This is a genomic window from Bacteroidota bacterium (assembly GCA_016706255.1).
Taxonomy (GTDB): domain Bacteria; phylum Bacteroidota; class Bacteroidia; order Chitinophagales; family BACL12; genus UBA7236.
The window spans coordinates 127,676-146,123 of the sequence record JADJJZ010000006.1; the positions used below are offsets into that span (position 1 = coordinate 127,676).

Below are 18,448 nucleotides of genomic sequence, written 5' to 3' on the forward strand. Positions count from 1 at the left end.
AAATTATAACTAAAGCCTTGCAGGGATTTGAGTACAAAAGCCTACCGATCATTTTATAATATTTTTTAATCAAATGCGATAATTTATCTACTTTAATTTAAAACATCCCATTTTCATTTATCATATTTTCCGGTACAGCTTGTCCGAAATCCCAAAGTTCAACAATTTTGCCATTTACAAATTTAAAAATATGCATTATAGCCAATTCGGTTCCTCCTATAGCTAGTTGAACACGTGAGTGAACAGCTACCAAATCGCCATCTTCCAATGCTCTTTGAATCTCAAATGTTTTATTTGGATTTATGGTTGCATTTTCTTCCATGGCTAACATTAATGTGTTGCTGTCGCCTTTAAAGAAGGCATTATGATGAATAAACTTATCGCTTACATATAAGTCAAAAGCCTTTCTTGATGCACCGGATGAGGTAAGGTTTAAAAATTGTTCCGCTTTCTCTTTATTTGTCATATATTATTTAGATTTAAATCTGTTCATTAATTAATTTTATCATTGATAACTTATTAAATATAACTTAATTATACATATAAAATATATTTAACAATTTAAAGTTTAAGTTTCATCATAATATCTGTTTGTTCATCATTCCCTAACTTAAAAATATGTTTATCAAATTCTACAAATCCGTTTTTTTTATAAAAATTTATCGCACGAGGGTTTTCCTCCCAAACGCCTAGCCAAACATATTCGGCATTGTGTTCCTGCGCTAAACTAATAGCTTTCTCATACAAAATTTGTCCAACCTGTTTGCCATGAAATGCTTTCAAAACATATATTCTTTCTATCTCAAGTGCTTTATCATCTTTTAATTCAGTTTGCGATTGCCCGTAATTTACTTTTAAATAACCAATTATTTCTTCTTCCAAAATGGCAAAATAAATTTCTGCATTTTTATTAGTTAATTCAGTTTGTAATTTTTCTTCTGAAAACCCCTCTTCTAAATACTTACGCATATTTTCTTCAGTATTGCCTGCAGCAAACGTCTCATAAAAGGTTTGTCGACCGATTAATTGCAACTGAGATATATCACTTGTTTGCACTTTTTTAATAATAATATTACTTTGTTCCATTTTCTAAATCCTTTTCTAAATTTTTAAAAACATAGTCATGTTCCTGTTTAATGCCTAATTTTTCAAGCGGACCCCAATAAAAACGTGGAGTTAATGCTGATGTATAAGTTGTAATACGGGTCATTTTACAGTGGTTATTGCCAACCGGCTCAAAATAATATATCGCTTCTTTAAATCCAAGCCAGTCGCGGCCGACAAGATTATAATCGATGACATCCATTTTCAAAATCTTGCCTCTTTCCAGTTCGGTAATTTTTCTACAATGTAGCCACTTCCAAAATCATTGTTACTTGACTTACCCGCTTCAAAATAGCATGTCCTTATGCCACCCACTTCCTCTTTATCCATTATACATTTAGTAGGTATGGGAGATCAAAATACATGAGATACGGTTTTTCCGCATCGAGTGTATCTACTGATTTAATGGCATCGTAAACCATCTCAGGAGGGAAATTAAAAATTTGTTCCGTTGACACCGCTATTACCGTTTCGTTTTTTTGATTTAAAAAGTGTTCGCCCGGCGCGGCTATTAAAAATGGAATTATAGGGGTCATTAAAATAAACAAATTGTTTGTTCCCTTAATATTTTTATATCGTTTAACTAAGTGCGTAATAACATAGCCGAGAAAAATTAATGGAACTATAATTGGAATTGCCATAACAATGCATAAAAACCCGGACAAGCCCGGAACAGACATTCCTAGAAGCACAAAAACGGTTGTTAAAAAAACGCCGGCTAAAATATATTTTTTATTCGGCATGGCACCAATAGCTATGCCTAACACAACAGGAAGCAGAATAAAAAGGACCCAGCTATAATTTACTAAGCCCATAAAAAGAAATATAATGCCGGTCCCGAGGAATATTAATGTAATGATAATAGATAACTGAAAACTTCTATCTTTTAAAATTGCCTTCATTCAATTTGTATTTGCCTGATAATGCGCTTAGGGCTACGCAGATATAAAAGTACATCAATTTAATAATGTAGGCAACCTCAAATCAATTGAAACCATAGTTATTTAACTTAATAACTTATGGTATTTCCATTTTTTCTGCCCAATTTAGTTCTTCCGGCAATATCACACTTGATAATTCAATATGAATAACACGGCGCCGGTTGATATTTAAGGTTCGGCTGCTGCTGTGTAATAGTAATGGTTTCATTAACATAACACCACCACGTGGTACGGTACAAGTAATTTCTGTTTCATTTTCCCAGTTAATGGTTTCGGGCCGATAAATTTGTTTAATGTGTGATTTTGGTATAATTTTTAAAGCGCCGTTAAGGTCGTTAGTATCGTCGAGGTGAATGCGTATGGTACTTATGTTTTCTAATATATGAATTGGGGGTTGAACTGCGAATTGGTTTTGTTTAACTGTCCATGGTCCATAATTTTGCAAAGGCAATTTTTTATCTACTGAAATAGTTAAATCCTGGTGATAAGAAACATACCAATTGGACGTTACCGGTTTATCGAAATAAATACTTTTTACTATAAAGTAGTTTTCACCCAATACAGTTTTTATTAAAGATTTAAGTTTACTGTTAAATATCAAATTGAGAGCTGTTGGAATTTCTTTCAAAAATTGCCGAATGGCAAATAATTCACTGCTTTTTCTAAATGTATCTTTTTGAGTGTCAGCAGATTCAATTTCGTGTATGATATTTATTATTTCTGTTTCGGTGTAAATATTTTCGCGCACCAAATAGCCATTATTATTAAATATCACTTTTTCAATTTCGCTCATTAGAATTATATCAGGTTAATTAATAATTTCCCCATTGTTGTCAGCTAACTTTTTGCGCCACATTTCAATTTCTTCCGGTGTTTGTCGGTTCCAATCTGTAATTTCACCTATAATTTTTAATGGAAATGTTGTTCGGTAGGAGCGTGTGGGATTTCCGGGAAATTTTTTATCTGTTACATTGGGGTCGTTTTCGAATGGACCGGTTGGAGCAACAATGTATACGCGTTCCTTGCCATTCCCTGACGCTAAAGCTGCTGCTAAGCCGGCACCGTTTGCTAAACCGGTAAAATAAATGTGATTCATGATAAGGTCGGATTTGTAGTTAGAGTTGCGACCGGGTATTAATTCGTCGCCGGGTTGTAAATCTGCTTTTGTGCCATGATAAAAGGGACCTTCATCAAAAACAATGTTGTTAAATGCTGCTGCTAATTTTAAATAAATGTTTTCGTTTTCGTAGTCGTTTAGTTGAGCATAACATGCAGCAATATTTACATATAAAGACGGTATGGTGCTATTAATAGCTATTTCATTTACTTCCTGTGCCAGGGCTAAAGCTTTTTTTAACAAAATTAATTTATCATTTGTATTTTGCTGCACACCTGAAATAAAATGCGTTGCTAAAAATTCTTCATATTTGTTGGAAGCCTCCGTTAATGCTTGTTTATAAATAAACCTAGCTTCGTCAGGTTTGCCTTGCTCTTCCAATTGTTTTCCCTGTAAACAATATTTAATAATTTTATTCGTGGGATTAAATTCCATGATTGAATATCTTTTTAACATATTAAAGGAAAACAAAAATCAACAACTATTCGGATAATCTTTTTGCCAGTTTTTATTATTAATAAAATATTTAAACCGGAGCGTAAAAACATGTTTAAACAGGTTTTCTTCTCCATTCAACAAAAAGGAATAACCATATAAAATATCAATAGCAAACAAACTTAAACCAACCGAAGGGCGCACATAATTACTGTTATTTTCAAAATCATAGAAGTAGTCCAGCCTTACTGTTCCCGGTGGCAGGAAAAAGTTCGAAATTTCTGCGAAAGCGCTTATACTTTGGCTATTATATTCATTGGTATAAAAATAGCTGTATCCAATACCCCACGATTTCATTGATAGGTTGAATCCACCGCCACTTGCGAATGTAGTTCCGTAGGTTCTGCCTATATTGGCGCTATATTCGGTGCAGGCTGATCGATTGTATGCAGCGCCTGCATACCATGAATTCCCTAATAATTTAGTTTTGGGCACATTTTCATGAATAATATAAAATGTATCAGGTGTATTGTGATTATGAACGTGGGTAGTATCTTCCACCTGGCTAAAAACCGGATTGGTTATTAGTGTGAAGCTAAAAACCGAATAGAGGAGAAGTAAAAGTTTCAATTTTTACTGTATTAGTTTGTTAGCAAATATTTTATTATTGATTAAAGATAATATTTATTTCGAGGATTTGGAAATTGAAATGTAATGTAACATTCATAGAATCTTACCGTATATTTAAACAATTAAAAATCAAATATATATGATTGTCTTAAATATTTTATCTGCATTTGATTGGAATTCACTGCTATTGGGAGCTGAAAACTGGCCATTTTTACTTGAAACATTGTTACGGACGTTTATCATGTTTATTGTGATTTTGGCTGGACTTAGATTATTGGGTAAACGGGGAGTAAAACAGTTATCCATTTTTGAACTTGTTGCAATAATAAGTTTAGGCTCTGCAGCAGGTGATCCGATGTTGTACAAAGATGTCGGTATTTTGCCAGCTGTATTGGTTTTTGTAGTGATTATTGTTTTATATAGTTTAGTTACCTATTTAGTTGGCCGTAACAAACAGTTTGAGCGATTGATGGAAGGCAAGCCATTAACGCTGATTAAAGAAGGTGTTTTTTCTATAAATAATTTTTCAAAAGAAGCATTAGGGGCAGATGAATTTTTTGCAGAATTACGTATACAGGGTGTTTCCCATTTGGGGCAAATAGAGGAGGCTATTATTGAAAGTAGTGGCGACATTAGTATTTTTTATTATAAGGATGAGGATGTTAAATATGGACTACCGATTATGCCCGGCACATTAGATAAAGCCCAGAAAGTGATTAACGAAATTGATTATTATGCCTGTGTGTTTTGTGGATTCACCAATAAATTACAACCTATTGCTAAACATATTTGTCCGGAATGTGAAAAAACTGAATGGGTAAAAGCAACTAATAAATTGCGTATTCGATGAAAATTATTTCCGTAGATGCAGTCCAGCCTTCGCTAAAGCATTTTTTAGTTTCGGTATAGTAGAGGGGCCTAAACCATGCAAACTGAGTAATTCATTTTCTGTAAAGTTTGTCATATCAAGCAGTGTTTTAATAGTGGCATTTTCAAGTGCACGCCGCGCCGGTGCGCTCAGCAATGATAAATAGCCATCTACAGGTTTTTTTTCTGCTTCACAAACAGGGCAAACGGGGCAATCACTGCTTTTATAAAATTGATGACCGTTTGAGCAGATTTTTAATTTTCCTTTTTTCGGCATGTAAACAAAATAGTTTAATTAGATTAACTACTTAATATTTTTATTTCTTCCGCTAAATTAATTCTTGCCTGTAATTCATATTTGTTGTAAAAGTAGGCAGTTTTATAAATTTTTTCCATGTTTAAAAAATGTAATAAAACCTTTTTTCTTCCCGGGTTATAAACTAAATCCGGGTAAATATTATACTCCCGCCTTATGTTTTGGTAGTATCCAGTATAAGCCTCGTGGGAATATCCTAATATAGAAAGGTCAGCATCCGTAAATAGATTTGTATCATGATCAGAAGAAAATACATGTGATTGCGTTGCAAGAATTTGTTTTTTGCAATTGCTAATGATATCGACAGGGACAGATAACATCAGCATTTTTTGCTCAGCATAGTCGGCACTTTTTTGCTCGTTGTCCGATTTAAGTGTATTGTAAATGATATCGTGATAAAACAAAGTGAATAATATGGTGTCCCAATTTTGTATTTGCGGTTTAACTGCAGTCAATTCATTTAACAAATTTTCAAGATGTTGTAATGTGTGGTAGTGTCGCTTTTTATTAGAATATTTATTTTCAATATCTTCCCATAATTTATTAAGCAAAGTTGTATCGGATGAATATTTATGAATTAGTGTTATGAAGATTGTTTTGAGCATAAGTTTTTACCTGTTAATTATTTAACTAAGTTAACAAAAAAATTTATCTCATCTACACACTATTCAATTAAAAAAAGTTTAGTAAAATTTGAACCATGTTGGTTAATTATAAGTTGCACCGGCTTATATTGGAAACAAACAAGTTGATGTACTAACGTGTTGATCTGTCCGCCGCTGCGGATGCTGATTAACAGCCGGATCCGGGTATTTAATTGCATGCTAACGTTTTATTTGCAATCAGAGGTTAAATGCAACTTGGAAATATTTAGCTTGGAAGGTTTATTGCTACGAAAACAGGTTGAGGTTTTGTTGATGAAGAGGATTTAATGCACTAATTTTTAAAAATATGGTAAACACCTGCTTTATTTAAGTGGACTTTTTGACTAAAATAGATGTCATACCATATTGTGCGTGTAAAAAGAACTATTGGCGGTTTTGCTGGATTATTATTCCTGATTGAAATTAAAATCGATTTCATTTTATATAACTTTTTCAGCGAACCATTATTTTTTATTGGATATAAACGATTATTTTTAATTACCAATATTTGCGGTGCAAGTGAATCTTTTTGAACACCGGAATAGAATAAAAGCATATTCGCCTCTTCACAGGTTAATCGCTCAGCAATTGTATCTTTTGACAATATAATTTCCAATTTATAATCACAAAATAAGGTATCATTAATTGTAACTGGTGTCAAATAAATTATATCTCCTTTTTGTTGCCAAACGCCGGTTTGCCAAAAGAAAACTACATCAATACCTATAGAAGAAAAAAATGTGGAATCAGACTTTAATTCAAGCTGATAACCGTATGCATCTTTATATGTGCCGCTTACATTTTGTCCATGGGTATTAAGCGTGCACAGAATTAGTAATATAGAAATTAGCTTAATTATTTGCATTTAAATTCATGGGTTCAGTTATAATAATATATTTATTCATGGTTTATCTCTGCCAACAAAACGTTCCTTTCCTAATAAAAAATTTATAGCTTTAGTAATATTTTTGGCAAGTGTAGCAGTTGTTTTCAAATTGGCCAGATAACGCACTATTTCTAACTTCCTGGATGCAGGCAGCTGATTGAAAATAAATTTGGCTTCCGGGTTTTTATTTAGTGCAGCTGTAAATGCAGGGGGTGCATGAACAATGCGTGGTTCGGGATCAAATGTGATGGTGATTTTTAGTTTTTCACCAATTCGTTTCGGTGAATTTTTCAGCATGGAAGTATTTATATATAAACGCCAGGCGCCGCTGTAGCGAATGAGCGTTTGTTTATATGGTTTGTTGTTAATTGTTCCGGTAATTGGAATATGACCTTTATCCTTACCGGCCAGTTTGAACACTTTGATTAAAATATTTTCAGGAACCGACACAAAAGGATTAATACCGATAATTTCTAATATGGCTTCGAATTTATACATTAATTATTCGGGTATCTGAATTTAAAATGAACTTTAATTATATTCTGATTCAGTAATGTAAGGAATCCACTTATCAAAACTTTCAAATCCAAACGCAGGATTATTATTAATCGCTATTGGAATGTTTTCATTAGCAGGTAAAAAATTTTCAAATTGCGCTTGTTTTAAATAAGATTGTTCTGAATCAAATTCAGTTGCTAATTCCGAATTCCAAACATCATATCCGCAAGCCAGACATTCATTTTCTTCGTCTACGGCAACTAATCCGCAAATTGCACATCCTTTTAAACTTGAAAAGTATAGGTTTACAGCGTTGTAGTCAAAACTTTTATATCCTCCCGGAATTTCTCTTAGAAGTGCATGCCAGTTTTCATAGTAAACTTGGGGAATAACAATGGTTTTGCCGTCCGCTAATTGGAAAGTGAGTTGTTCGGGACTGTAGGTACTGTCGATTACTTCGTTCCAAAAAATGGTGCGTTCAACAACATTACTTTTATCTTTTATTTGGAACCCATTCTCTACGATATCGATAAAACGAAATTTCGCCATTATTTCATCAATAAATCGTTTTGTCTGCTTTTGCCCCGGCAACAAAAACATTTTGGCGAAAAAAGACTTGAGGTTTTCTTTAATGGACATAAAATTGTTTTAATATTTACTTTATATTTTCAGAATAGAATTTATCTCTAATTAAAAATGTTAATTTTTCTATTAAAGTTATATCGGGCTTAGCCGGTAAGGGCGAGTTTTCGAAAGCTGTTTCCATTTCTAACTTTTTAAGATCTGCCATTTTTAATAATTCTTCGTATTCAAATTTACCTGACTTTATATTTAAAAGAAAGTCGCGATCATGGCGCTGAACATTTATTTTACCATCACGACCTATTTCGCAAGCCATTTCGAGTAAACGAAATACATGCATCATGTTTTTTGCATCATAACCTTTCCCATGCTCAGCGGTGGTAGCATATCTCTCGTTATTACGGTTATCAACCCATTCCCAGTACTCTTTATAATCTTTACAATATGCAGCATACCCATCCTTGTTGAAATATAAAATTCCTTCCTGTTTTGCACCTTTGGCTATTGAACTAAGCGATACATCATAAGATCCGACGTGTTTTATAATTCCATTATACAATGCATTGGGATTGTAATACAAGCCGTAAAGATCTTTCATATTCGATATATTTATTAATCCGCAGTTTTCCTGAATCCAACTATTGTTTTCGAGAAATTTATTCAAAGGAATTGAACCATTTTCATGATTGACATAGCAAAATGATAAAATGGTTTTTAGTTCTTTGTCTACCGGGTTAATAATTTTCTTTTTTAATCCTTTCGCTTTTTTAATTTGTGAAAGTGCAAATTTACCAAACGTAGATTTGCACAATTTCGATAATACCATTTCGGGTTTAATATCTTCTAAAAAAGGATGCTTATAAATAATACTATGTTTTGGGGTGCTCAACAATTCTAGAATATTGGGATTATTTGTGGCTAAAAGCTCCATAAAACGCCCTAATTCATAAAATGTAATATCGTTTGTTGAATTACTTATTTGAGGTGTATAATGTAACCCATAATAACTTTCCTTGGAAGCAAGAAAAACGCCTTTAATATCTGTATCAGAATTTTCAGTATCGAGGCCATATGCTTTACTGCCACTGATACATTCTAAAATGATTAAATTTTGTTCACGTAAATCTTCAATGGTCATTAGTGTGGCAACATTTTAATGAAAAAACTATTTAATTCATTGATATCACCTTTTGAGGCGGGTAAAGAATTTGCTTCGGCTTCTGCCAGCATAATGGAATCCAAAATAAAACTATTTAATTCAGTTTCCTGAAGATGAAAATAGGATTCATTTTTAGTTAATTTTAGTTCGATTAACTGATAAATTTTCGTTTTTAGATTATTTGATAGTGATAAACCCTCCAGCATATGGTGAAATACAATAGGTGGAGGTGATGATTTTTCTAAAATCCATTTGCATGCAATAGCAGTGCGTAGTGCATAAAAAAGTTTTTTAAGTTTCACTTGCTCAGCACCATTAATTTCTTCAAAAATGCGTTTTGTCATATTTAAATAATGATGCATTGTTGCAATTTTTGAATAGGTATGTAACGAGAGTGACTGCATACCTTTTAAAAATTCGGGATTAGCCATGTATATTATTGGTGACTGCAGTCTTTCTAATAAAGACGCGTTTGATTTCCATAGCAGGTTTAAAGTCTTTTTTAAGTCCCAGCCGGATAAGTCGAATTCATTATTTTCATACATACACTCAATGGTATCCTTCTTTTCGTTAAGAGCAAGATACCAATCTCTAGGATGTCGATAAATAAACCGAACATCAAAATCGCTATCCGGAGAAGGGAAACCCCAGGCACGTGAACCGGTTTCACAAGCTAATAATATTTCAATATTGCGTTCAGCCTGAACTTGATTTAGATAATGTATGATTTTATCGTGCATGCAATAAATTCCTTGATATTAATTTAAATTAGCAAAAAGCAATAATCTATAAAGGTAGTAATTCTTAATTTTCTTATTTAGAAAATGTAATCTCCCTTATTCCAGTATCCTTGAACCGGAGGTAATAAATCATTTTAATCTCATTGTCGGTGGAGCAAAAAAGCAATGTGCTAAAATCAATTGGACCATCTAAGGCAAATGGCTCGTAATTTTTAACCAACAAAAAGCCTTTGCGTTCCTGCAGTTTATAATAACAGCAATTAGCTAATATTCCACGTTTAGGGGAAACAATGATATAATCTTTACTGGAAAATACTCTTTTTTCTTCTGTGTATAGAAACAAAACAAAACTTATGAGCAGTGCACCTAATAATCCACGTATAATAAAACCTGTTACAAGAATTAAGGGGAGGAGTGGATATACTAAAAAATAATAACTTAAATTTTTAAAAGGTTTTCGATATTTAAAAAATAGCCATAAACCACTAAGCCCAAGAAATATTTTAATACCTGAAATGATATTTCCATTTAAACTGTAGTTTGTAAAATGCTTTAACAGATAATTTAAAATAATAATTATCAAGGAAAGAAAGTGAATGTATACTAGTTTTTTATGTAATGAGGTGTTCAAATAAGAATTATTTAATTTATAAAATAAACTGTAAATCATTCCTGCTTTTCTTCATGCTTTATTTTGTAGCGGGTATTAAAAGTTATGACCGAGGCAAATAATATGGGGAGCAAAGCCATATAATTTTTATGATAACAGAAGTAACAAATAGCAACTGCTAAGCAACCCCAAAATATAAAATTAAGTAATTTGCCGATTATAAATAAAAAATTTCTTGTTGGCTCATTTAGTTTAGAATTAATTCGACTTATAATAGTGGTAAATAATAAGCCAATTAAATATACTAATAAAGTTAAACCTATATATATTGCTACAATTATAGCGATAAACCTTTCAGAACCATTTTGTGTAATGCAATTAACTATAAATTGAATACAAAAACACACCACTAAAATAATTATAACGGGTCTAAACAAATAATACCACGTTTTTATTAAAAACTCCTTGCGTTCCATTTTATTAGTGTTGACCTTAAAAGTAAGAAAAATTCTTGAGATTGGTTAGGGCGGTGTGGGTGATATGTTAAAACCACAGATTTAAGGCGAATTTTACTTTGTTACACAATCAAAAACGCAATATTCTTCAAAATTATCGTTTAATATAAAGGTAACAGTACAGGTTTCTTCCTTAAGTATTTCACCGTTAAAGTTATAATAGATTCTATATTCAGAATCCTTGCAAGATTTAACTATTTTCTTTAGCTGTCCATTAGGGTAATAACTTTTAAGAATTACGGTGTCCAATGAATTAAGCATTTCATAACATATAAACCCACTTGGATAATAACTTGCTCTTTCCCATTCAATGTGCATGGTTTTATTTACTAGTCGTATACTTTTTAAAAGACCGGTATTATAAAAGGTATGCATACTATCCTTAAAGTTATTTGTATAAAAACTTTTTTCTACAATTAAACCTGTCGAATCGATTTTGAGTATTATGCCGGAACCTTTGCTACCAATTATGTTACCTGACGAATCGTATGAAGCAATTAATTTAGCGTGATATTCCAATTCACTTTTGTAAATGCCTTCCCATTCAACGTATTCTATAATACTTTCAATATTGCCATTTATATAATATTGATGCCAGAGTCCATATTTTTTCCCCTTCTTAATTTTGCCATAAGATTTGAGTAATCCATTAATATAATATTCCGTCAATTCGCCATTTCCATCAATAATAATTTGATTGCCGTTAACCCATTTATTTAAATAAAATTTGTTGCCATTTATATATTTGTCCTGTTGAATCAAGCTGCCGATTGAATCATATAAGTCCCAGATGCCTTGGTTGTAAACTCCGTCATTATACGAAATTGCCTTAAGATTTCCGTTTGCCCAATAAAGTGTTTCTTGAGCGAGGTTTTTAAATTGTGCGGAAGCCGAATTTAAAATAAGCATAAAATATAGGGATCCCAGAGTTTTCATATGGTTTATACTTGGTAAATACTTGTTTAGGAATTACAATAGACCTGTAAACGAAAATCTATAAATAATATTATGTTGGAAATTAGAATTTCCAATGAGAAATTTAGAATTAACTTAATGCTATGGTTTTTCTTATAAACGAAAAACCTTTTTCATTTTATTTATTCCAAAAATAATACATATTATCCCCATCCATGACAGTAATATAAGTAAAAATATATATGCAGTATTGCTTATCGGATTGTTCTCATAAGTTTTATTATTAAATTTTAATTCCATGTTTTTATTTATAATAGCTTCGTAAACAGTTATTTCCGGCCAAAAAAAATGTTTTTCCTTTAAAGTTGGTTCTTCGGTTCGAATTATTTTTTTATTATAATCATTCAACGTAATCATGAAAATAGCTTGTTGCCCTTTTTGAAACCTTCCAAAAGTATTGAAATAACCAGAGGGATTAACAAAATTATAAATTTTAAATCTTAGTTCAGGGTATTCTGATAATTCAAGTGTTATTGTAGAAGTTTCGCGATTATTTTTACCGTCATCGATGTCTGGCGTTGTGTTTAGGTGGCCTTCTACTAAAAAAAGATCCTCATAATTGACATCCAGTTGTGAGTGATTCTTTATTGAAAGTACCAAGGTAAACATACATAAGCCAGCTACTACTGAAATTATACTTAGAAATTTTATTTCGAAAATTTCAATTTTATTTTTTAGAGGTTCATCTTTGCTTGGAAAACCCCAATTGTTTAATTGTTCAAATAACTGAAAGTTATTTTCAGTCATATTTTCAATAAACAAATAAACCTGTTTTTCGGTTTTTAAATATAAGTAATTAATTTTGTATTTAGTGGTATGTCCAAAGGCCAAGATTTCACTTTTTTCTATTTTTACTGATACTAACCCGAAAACCCATTTGATGATCAAATGTTTTTCGTAGACATCCACGGCTTTATACTCTGCAAATGCTTTCGTTAAAAAATATAATGTACAAACGAATAAGGCGACTGCAAAAATGAATGTATCAATTTGGAAATATTCATATCTGAATAATTTTTGGCAAAAGTTTAAATTTATATAAATAAGTGCCAAAGTAAGTATTACACTTAAAATGCCTAGGCCGGGTAGAAATCTTCCTTTTGATATAATTTGCGACATTAATACTTAATTACCAATTTAAAGTTAAAAAAATATGTTTAATTATGGGAATAATTTCCACTATGGATATTCAAACCCATAACGAAATTTAATCAACTTGTTGTTGAGAAAATAATAATTTGCAAAATATAAATTATCATATTCTTCATAGATCAGAATGGTTAATCCATTTTCTTTTTACTTCAGTTGGCCCGCCGAGATTTGATTGTAATTGTTCTACCGCTTGCCCCAAATACACGCCCCGACCTGTTTTGAATTGCTCGACATTAAGTAAGAATGGCTTTTTATAGAACGTATCCAGTGAAGCTGAATATTCAACCAAATATTGTTGAAAGTCACAATTTACACTGCCATAAATCATAAACATTGTTAACAATTGATCCCCTTTGTTGTTGAATACTTGAATAGATGGTAAATCTTGGTTATCAGGTAATAAATCATATTGGTTGCCAAATAAAGCTTTTACAGTATCGCAATCACCAAAAATTATATTGTTTATTGTAGTGTCTTTAAAACGTGTTATTTCTTTCGCACCATTTGGATGTATTATTTGTTTCGGGCTTAAATGTTCTGCTTCGAGTTGAGTATTGGGATTATTTGAAGTGGGTACAGATTCAGTGTTAAATAAATTATCATTTGAAGATTCGCTAGTGTTTTTCGTTTTGCACGAATAAATCAGAAGTATTATTATAATTGACAATACTTTTTTCATATAGTAATGGCCAGGTTGTCCAAATATATTAATAATTTAGCAATTTTATAAATTTAATGGGATGAAAACATGACACCACGATTCGTTATGGCTTAGAGGTTAGTTATATGGGTTGATGATGTGTTGTGAAATCCTTAAAATCTGATTTATATAAAGAATTTCCAGTGCTGTCAAATTCCTGAATGATTTCATTTGAGTAATCAACTATTCCTTTTAATGCACCATTTCTAAAATATATTTTATGGACTCCTATTGGAGTAGTTGATTTAAAATTACTACTTGACTTAATTTGGCGTTGACAAAAATTGCCCTCATACCAAACTTTACCCATTTCATAAGGAGCAACTATATATACAGTATCAACATAGATATGGAAAGACTTTAATGGAATTAAATATTTTTCATTTGCTGCCGGATAACCTTGCCATGCGATGGTATCATTTATATAATAGGTTACCGCCAAAGCTTTTTGTCTGTAGGTATACCAATAGTAAAAAATGCCCTCGCGTTTACCCAATTTATAATTTCCTTCAATTCCACCACCGGTTTCTAAGGAAATATAATATCCATCCAATAAATCGTCTTTATAGGTGGCTTTTTCTACCATCTTGCCGCTCCGCTCTTTAACCCATATGCCTTGTTTAAATCCATTAACATCAGTATAATTTGTTTGTTCATGCAAATTGTGAACTACCGTATCTACAATAACCGCAGCGCTATTTTCTGATTTTATAATGGCATTCGGATTTTCTGAAGACTTATTATTTGAACATCCAATTTGCAAAAAAATACCAACCACTAGAAGATAAAGCGATGTTTTCCAGTGACTAAATAAACTACATATATTACTATTTAATGGTTTATACAACTTCATTTAATCGGCAAAAACGAAAAAAACTTAATACAAATTATTGATTCGTAAAACTTATTTGAGAATACCAAAATTCTCATAAACCAATAAAAGTATTCCATCCTGTTCAAAATGTCGTGAAGATTTTAATTTCAGTCTGCGGTTTGTAGTGATATTACTAAATATAGGTGTGCCCTGACCTATTATAACAGGGTCGAGCATAATCTGATATTCGTCAATTAAACCGGCATCGGCGAATTGACTAACAATGCTGCCGCTGCCTAAAATGGTCATGTTGTTTCCGGGTGATTGTTTTAACTGCTTTACCTGTTCAAGTATATCGCCGCTTAAAATGTTTGTATTTTGCCATGCGGCTGACTTTAGGGAAGTGGAGAAAACAAATTTTTGTGCTTTATTCATGTTTTCTGCAACTGTAGGGAATGCTGCAGCAGCCTGCGGCGAAGGCCAGAACCCTGCCATCATATCATAAGTTTTTCTTCCAAATAGCAAGGCATTTCCTGAGGACGATGAGTTTGCTGCATAATCGGCTGCTTCTTTACTGTTTAACTGGTGATGCCAGCCGGTGTCTTCGTTTAAACCTTTATAAAATCCATTAAGGGTTAAAAATGTGAATGAAGTTAACTTTCGCATATTTTTTTTAACAAAATTATATTTTGCTGTGATATAAATAATTGATATAAGTCAAAAAATTATTTAGATTTTAAACGACTCAATGTTTCCTGTGCCATATCGAGATACGAGGCTACAATTTTGTTGGATAGTGTTTGAATTATTGCCGGGTTTTCCTGCATTAGCTGCTGATAACGTTGTTTTGCCGATAACGTAACTAAACTTTCAATTTTTTTATTCTGAAAGGTATATGCCATTTCTAAAATTCTTTGATAAAATTGTGCCCACTGCGGCATTGTTAAAACCAAATTTTTAAAATCGGTATAATCTATTGCAAACATAGAACTATCCTCAGGGGCATCAAGAATTTCTGCCGTGGGTTGCTGATTAATAAAAATAGTTAAAGCTGTCCCCATTGATGGTGCTAACATGATGTATCGTGTTTTTTCATAACCTTCTTTTGAAATAAAATAAGTTCTTATACAACCATCTATAACAAAATAGAAATTTTTGCAAATTGCACCTTGTAGTAATAAAACATCGTTTTTTTTAACATAAACTTGTTTAAAATAAGGCAGCAAGGTTTGCAAATTTTGCTCGTCAAAGTCATAAACATAACGCAATAATTGAATTAATTTTTGTTCCATTGGCATGACAATTTTACAGGTGGGTAAATTTCGGTGTTTTTTATGTGCGTTTTTTAAAATTTGATGGTTTTTCGGGGACTTAAGCGGTTAAAAATTTAAAACCTGTTAGGTTTAGACCTTCCAGGTTTAAACCTAACAGGTTTTAGAGACTCTGCCAAAATTGCAGTCATCAAAAATGCCACAAAACACTAGCAATTTCACCATCGAATTTCTCCAAAATTAGTCCTATTGAAATTCAATTTGTTTTTTAGGGATTAAAATTAAGGAATTAAAGTCCCGACGATATTTTAAACTTAAAATGCAGTCTTAAAATTATTATTCGAAAAAGTTAATGTGCTGCACTGCTCCAATCAATTGTTTCTCCTGTTTCAACTTCATCAGACCAATAGGGTTTAGTATTGGTATCACAATAAAATCCTTCCAGGTTTATTGCCTCAACCATTTTATCAATTGTTGATTTATCACCGGATACATAGGTAAACCTTTCATCTACATTGGTTTCAAATAATATTTTATAATCAGGAGTTAATATTCTGGTTTGATACATAGGCCAGTTTATTTCATTATTAATAAGCTCCTCAATTGCATACGAAATTTTGGTTTCATTATGTTCTGAATAAAGGAATATGTTTCTATAACCAATAGAAAATAAATAATTTAAGGTGGGATAAACTAAACAAACAGGATAATTATCTACTTCTGCGTCTAGTAGATTATATAACTCAATAGTTTTTTTATATTTTAACCAAACTGATTTTGGAGCAATACTTCTTGCACAATGCAGAAATGCCAAAATTCTATCCAATTCTTTAATATCTTTTAGTTTCGCAAGATCAACAATTTCACTCCAGTTTAAACGCGTTAGATCTTTTTCATTTTCTATATTAACGGAGTCATTTTTCAGAAATGGATGTAAAATAATAAAAGTAGATTCATAACCGAAATACTTGTCGCGAATGGATTTGTCACCATTATTTTCAATTTCGGGAATTTGAGTAGGAGTTTCTAGAATCATTTTATTCAACAACAAATTTATCGAAAAAATAGCGGTTTATTTAAAATGTTATTCAACCAGTATCCATTCAGGGTTTCGTTCGGGAATTTGGGGTGCTTTTTTAGCAAATAAAAATAAAGGAGTTAAATGTAATACTTCAACTGTTCGTTTATTATAACCCAACGCACCCCTATCCTGAATTTGCAGTTCAATTGTTCTATTATTATTTGTATTTCGAAATAACACATCCCTGGTTTCCCAAACACCTGAAGCGAATAGAATGTTTATGGGTTTAATAACAAAAATAAAAGTTAGCATGAAAATTGAAATTAAAATAAGTGCGATTTTTTTACCCAAATTAATTTTTATAAACGCATTAAAAATTAACATTATCGGGCTGAGTATCATAATTCCCCAATAAACACCCGTTTTCAGAGGTTGGAAGCTTATGTCTACATTCGTAAATACGTCTAGAAGAAATAACAACACAACTAAAATGTATATAATATTTGCATAATTTAACAGCCGTGCAATCATTTCATTGTTGTATTAAATGGTGATGAGTCAGTTTTGTATTTTCAACCAATCCGCATATGTCATTTCAAATTTAATCTCTTTTGTGCCATGTAATCCCACTGCTGTCCAGCCAGCTTTTCTATAAAATGTTTCGGCACGCGTATTAAAGGCTGTCGAAAGCCAGACTGTAGTTTGAGTATTACTGAAATACCAATCGAGCATTGTGTTATGCAATTGTTTGCCAATTCCTTTTTTCTCAAATTCGGGGTGAATAAATAATGCCCAGATATTATTTTCTTTTAAATCTGCAATGGCAAAGCCCACAATATTACCATCAATTTCACAAACCCACCCTTTGCCTCGTAGGGTTATAAATTCTATACAATCAGCATCAGTCACCAGGTTGGGGTTGGATAAAATATTTTCCTTTACAGCATTTCTTATTATTTGAATTTGACTGATATCATCAATTATGGCTTCTCTAATTTGCATAAATAATTTATTACTTACGAGTGTAAATTTATTCAATCATATTATTTTTCATAATTCAAACCAAAATGAATGGCCGCTTTAAGGGTTTCAAGATTTACATCTTCTAATTTTTTAAACTTAATGCAATAACCTGTTACACTGGCTTTACCAAGCGTACTACCAAACGTTTTGACGAGATAGGTTTTATCTTCAATTCCCATAATATAAATGGAAATGCCTGTAGTATTAGCACTCAGTCCAACTTTATAAAACGGACGTGATTTGCCATCTGCGGTCTGCATTATTTGTTCACCATAGCCAATATTGGGATTGGATACTATTTTACCTTCACTGTTTTTTCCGTCAAGAAACCATAATTTACAATTTGGTTCAATTTGCAAAATGGTTTGATGTAATGTCTCCATGTCGCTTTGTTTAGCTTCAGGCTGACTGGCAATATAGGCTTTGATTTGTTTAATTGGCATTTCAG

24 protein-coding genes and 1 pseudogene are annotated in these 18,448 nt (G+C 31.9%); 1 reads left to right on the top strand and 24 read right to left on the bottom strand.

The genetic code is table 11. The features are described from left to right. Positions 1-97: 97 nt before the first annotated feature. The 6 genes and pseudogenes from IPI65_09165 to IPI65_09190 all read right to left on the bottom strand — a co-directional run bounded on the left by IPI65_09165 (position 98) and on the right by IPI65_09190 (position 4,227). Positions 98-466, bottom strand: coding sequence for a nuclear transport factor 2 family protein (locus IPI65_09165; protein MBK7441678.1), 369 nt, complete (start codon positions 464-466; stop codon positions 98-100). A 95-nt stretch (positions 467-561) separates the two neighbouring features. Next, positions 562-1,086, bottom strand: a complete 525-nt coding sequence (locus tag IPI65_09170) for a GNAT family N-acetyltransferase (GenBank protein ID MBK7441679.1) — start codon at positions 1,084-1,086, stop codon at positions 562-564. Further along, a pseudogene (locus tag IPI65_09175) lies at positions 1,073-2,006 on the bottom strand (polyketide cyclase). Before IPI65_09175 ends, IPI65_09170 begins: the two are co-directional and overlap by 14 nt. A gap of 115 nt (positions 2,007-2,121) precedes the next feature. After that, positions 2,122-2,838 carry a phytanoyl-CoA dioxygenase family protein gene (locus IPI65_09180; GenBank protein ID MBK7441680.1) on the bottom strand — a complete coding sequence of 239 codons (717 nt, stop codon included), beginning with the start codon at positions 2,836-2,838 and terminating at the stop codon, positions 2,122-2,124. 15 nt (positions 2,839-2,853) lie between these two features. Continuing rightward, positions 2,854-3,597 carry an NAD(+)--rifampin ADP-ribosyltransferase gene (gene arr / locus IPI65_09185; protein MBK7441681.1) on the bottom strand — a complete coding sequence of 248 codons (744 nt, stop codon included), beginning with the start codon at positions 3,595-3,597 and terminating at the stop codon, positions 2,854-2,856. 39 nt (positions 3,598-3,636) lie between these two features. Then, positions 3,637-4,227, bottom strand: a complete 591-nt coding sequence (locus tag IPI65_09190) for a hypothetical protein (GenBank protein MBK7441682.1) — start codon at positions 4,225-4,227, stop codon at positions 3,637-3,639. Between the two features lie 139 nt (positions 4,228-4,366). Between IPI65_09190 and IPI65_09195 the strand changes: the two genes are divergently transcribed. Further along, positions 4,367-5,077, top strand: coding sequence for a DUF421 domain-containing protein (locus IPI65_09195; protein MBK7441683.1), 711 nt, complete (start codon positions 4,367-4,369; stop codon positions 5,075-5,077). 3 nt (positions 5,078-5,080) lie between these two features. On the opposite strand, the gene IPI65_09200 is transcribed toward IPI65_09195, so the two are convergent. The 18 genes from IPI65_09200 to IPI65_09285 all read right to left on the bottom strand — a co-directional run bounded on the left by IPI65_09200 (position 5,081) and on the right by IPI65_09285 (position 18,443). Continuing rightward, positions 5,081-5,371: a hypothetical protein gene (locus IPI65_09200; protein ID MBK7441684.1), complete on the bottom strand. Its 291-nt coding sequence runs from the start codon at positions 5,369-5,371 to the stop codon at positions 5,081-5,083. A 23-nt stretch (positions 5,372-5,394) separates the two neighbouring features. Continuing rightward, entirely contained in the window at positions 5,395-6,015 is a 621-nt protein-coding gene (locus IPI65_09205) for a hypothetical protein (GenBank protein MBK7441685.1), read from the bottom strand. Positions 6,016-6,346: 331 nt separating this feature from the next. Further along, positions 6,347-6,919, bottom strand: coding sequence for a hypothetical protein (locus IPI65_09210; protein MBK7441686.1), 573 nt, complete (start codon positions 6,917-6,919; stop codon positions 6,347-6,349). A 36-nt stretch (positions 6,920-6,955) separates the two neighbouring features. Continuing rightward, complete coding sequence (locus IPI65_09215) at positions 6,956-7,438, bottom strand: YdeI/OmpD-associated family protein (protein ID MBK7441687.1); 483 nt, start codon at positions 7,436-7,438, stop codon at positions 6,956-6,958. Between the two features lie 33 nt (positions 7,439-7,471). Then, a complete protein-coding gene (locus IPI65_09220) occupies positions 7,472-8,077 on the bottom strand; it encodes a hypothetical protein (GenBank protein MBK7441688.1) in 606 nt (201 codons plus the stop codon). 16 nt (positions 8,078-8,093) lie between these two features. After that, complete coding sequence (locus IPI65_09225) at positions 8,094-9,158, bottom strand: nucleotidyltransferase domain-containing protein (GenBank protein MBK7441689.1); 1,065 nt, start codon at positions 9,156-9,158, stop codon at positions 8,094-8,096. After that, entirely contained in the window at positions 9,158-9,919 is a 762-nt protein-coding gene (locus tag IPI65_09230; protein ID MBK7441690.1) for a nucleotidyltransferase domain-containing protein, read from the bottom strand. The genes IPI65_09225 and IPI65_09230 overlap by 1 nt, the downstream gene beginning before the upstream one ends. Positions 9,920-9,992: 73 nt before the next feature. Next, positions 9,993-10,502: a hypothetical protein gene (locus IPI65_09235; GenBank protein MBK7441691.1), complete on the bottom strand. Its 510-nt coding sequence runs from the start codon at positions 10,500-10,502 to the stop codon at positions 9,993-9,995. 596 nt (positions 10,503-11,098) lie between these two features. Next, positions 11,099-11,980, bottom strand: a complete 882-nt coding sequence (locus IPI65_09240) for a hypothetical protein (GenBank protein ID MBK7441692.1) — start codon at positions 11,978-11,980, stop codon at positions 11,099-11,101. A gap of 132 nt (positions 11,981-12,112) precedes the next feature. Further along, positions 12,113-13,138: a hypothetical protein gene (locus IPI65_09245; protein ID MBK7441693.1), complete on the bottom strand. Its 1,026-nt coding sequence runs from the start codon at positions 13,136-13,138 to the stop codon at positions 12,113-12,115. A gap of 145 nt (positions 13,139-13,283) precedes the next feature. Further along, a complete protein-coding gene (locus tag IPI65_09250) occupies positions 13,284-13,850 on the bottom strand; it encodes a hypothetical protein (GenBank protein MBK7441694.1) in 567 nt (188 codons plus the stop codon). Positions 13,851-13,953: 103 nt separating this feature from the next. Further along, positions 13,954-14,718 carry a hypothetical protein gene (locus tag IPI65_09255; protein ID MBK7441695.1) on the bottom strand — a complete coding sequence of 255 codons (765 nt, stop codon included), beginning with the start codon at positions 14,716-14,718 and terminating at the stop codon, positions 13,954-13,956. A 57-nt stretch (positions 14,719-14,775) separates the two neighbouring features. Continuing rightward, entirely contained in the window at positions 14,776-15,351 is a 576-nt protein-coding gene (locus tag IPI65_09260) for a dihydrofolate reductase (protein MBK7441696.1), read from the bottom strand. A gap of 59 nt (positions 15,352-15,410) precedes the next feature. Further along, the gene (locus IPI65_09265; GenBank protein MBK7441697.1) at positions 15,411-15,977 is read right to left on the bottom strand and encodes a Crp/Fnr family transcriptional regulator; all 567 of its coding nucleotides are present in this window, start codon (positions 15,975-15,977) and stop codon (positions 15,411-15,413) included. A gap of 328 nt (positions 15,978-16,305) precedes the next feature. Beyond that, positions 16,306-16,992, bottom strand: a complete 687-nt coding sequence (locus IPI65_09270) for a hypothetical protein (GenBank protein ID MBK7441698.1) — start codon at positions 16,990-16,992, stop codon at positions 16,306-16,308. 48 nt (positions 16,993-17,040) lie between these two features. Beyond that, positions 17,041-17,289, bottom strand: coding sequence for a hypothetical protein (locus IPI65_09275; protein ID MBK7441699.1), 249 nt, complete (start codon positions 17,287-17,289; stop codon positions 17,041-17,043). 246 nt (positions 17,290-17,535) lie between these two features. Continuing rightward, positions 17,536-17,979, bottom strand: coding sequence for a GNAT family N-acetyltransferase (locus IPI65_09280; GenBank protein MBK7441700.1), 444 nt, complete (start codon positions 17,977-17,979; stop codon positions 17,536-17,538). Positions 17,980-18,020: 41 nt separating this feature from the next. Beyond that, positions 18,021-18,443, bottom strand: coding sequence for a DUF1801 domain-containing protein (locus tag IPI65_09285; GenBank protein MBK7441701.1), 423 nt, complete (start codon positions 18,441-18,443; stop codon positions 18,021-18,023). Between the last annotated feature and the right edge of the window lie 5 nt (positions 18,444-18,448).

Bases quoted from the DNA above. Each gene is read 5' to 3' on its own strand.
- IPI65_09165 (MBK7441678.1), bottom strand. From the start codon at position 466: ATGACAAATAAAGAGAAAGCGGAACAATTTTTAAACCTTACCTCATCC.
- IPI65_09170 (MBK7441679.1), bottom strand. From the start codon at position 1,086: ATGGAACAAAGTAATATTATTATTAAAAAAGTGCAAACAAGTGATATA.
- IPI65_09180 (MBK7441680.1), bottom strand. From the start codon at position 2,838: ATGAGCGAAATTGAAAAAGTGATATTTAATAATAATGGCTATTTGGTG.
- arr (MBK7441681.1), bottom strand. From the start codon at position 3,597: ATGGAATTTAATCCCACGAATAAAATTATTAAATATTGTTTACAGGGA.
- IPI65_09195 (MBK7441683.1), top strand. From the start codon at position 4,367: ATGATTGTCTTAAATATTTTATCTGCATTTGATTGGAATTCACTGCTA.
- IPI65_09200 (MBK7441684.1), bottom strand. From the start codon at position 5,371: ATGCCGAAAAAAGGAAAATTAAAAATCTGCTCAAACGGTCATCAATTT.
- IPI65_09205 (MBK7441685.1), bottom strand. From the start codon at position 6,015: ATGCTCAAAACAATCTTCATAACACTAATTCATAAATATTCATCCGAT.
- IPI65_09210 (MBK7441686.1), bottom strand. From the start codon at position 6,919: ATGCAAATAATTAAGCTAATTTCTATATTACTAATTCTGTGCACGCTT.
- IPI65_09215 (MBK7441687.1), bottom strand. From the start codon at position 7,438: ATGTATAAATTCGAAGCCATATTAGAAATTATCGGTATTAATCCTTTT.
- IPI65_09220 (MBK7441688.1), bottom strand. From the start codon at position 8,077: ATGTCCATTAAAGAAAACCTCAAGTCTTTTTTCGCCAAAATGTTTTTG.
- IPI65_09225 (MBK7441689.1), bottom strand. From the start codon at position 9,158: ATGACCATTGAAGATTTACGTGAACAAAATTTAATCATTTTAGAATGT.
- IPI65_09230 (MBK7441690.1), bottom strand. From the start codon at position 9,919: ATGCACGATAAAATCATACATTATCTAAATCAAGTTCAGGCTGAACGC.
- IPI65_09240 (MBK7441692.1), bottom strand. From the start codon at position 11,980: ATGAAAACTCTGGGATCCCTATATTTTATGCTTATTTTAAATTCGGCT.
- IPI65_09245 (MBK7441693.1), bottom strand. From the start codon at position 13,138: ATGTCGCAAATTATATCAAAAGGAAGATTTCTACCCGGCCTAGGCATT.
- IPI65_09250 (MBK7441694.1), bottom strand. From the start codon at position 13,850: ATGAAAAAAGTATTGTCAATTATAATAATACTTCTGATTTATTCGTGC.
- IPI65_09260 (MBK7441696.1), bottom strand. From the start codon at position 15,351: ATGCGAAAGTTAACTTCATTCACATTTTTAACCCTTAATGGATTTTAT.
- IPI65_09265 (MBK7441697.1), bottom strand. From the start codon at position 15,977: ATGGAACAAAAATTAATTCAATTATTGCGTTATGTTTATGACTTTGAC.
- IPI65_09270 (MBK7441698.1), bottom strand. From the start codon at position 16,992: ATGATTCTAGAAACTCCTACTCAAATTCCCGAAATTGAAAATAATGGT.
- IPI65_09275 (MBK7441699.1), bottom strand. From the start codon at position 17,289: ATGCTAACTTTTATTTTTGTTATTAAACCCATAAACATTCTATTCGCT.
- IPI65_09280 (MBK7441700.1), bottom strand. From the start codon at position 17,979: ATGCAAATTAGAGAAGCCATAATTGATGATATCAGTCAAATTCAAATA.
- IPI65_09285 (MBK7441701.1), bottom strand. From the start codon at position 18,443: ATGCCAATTAAACAAATCAAAGCCTATATTGCCAGTCAGCCTGAAGCT.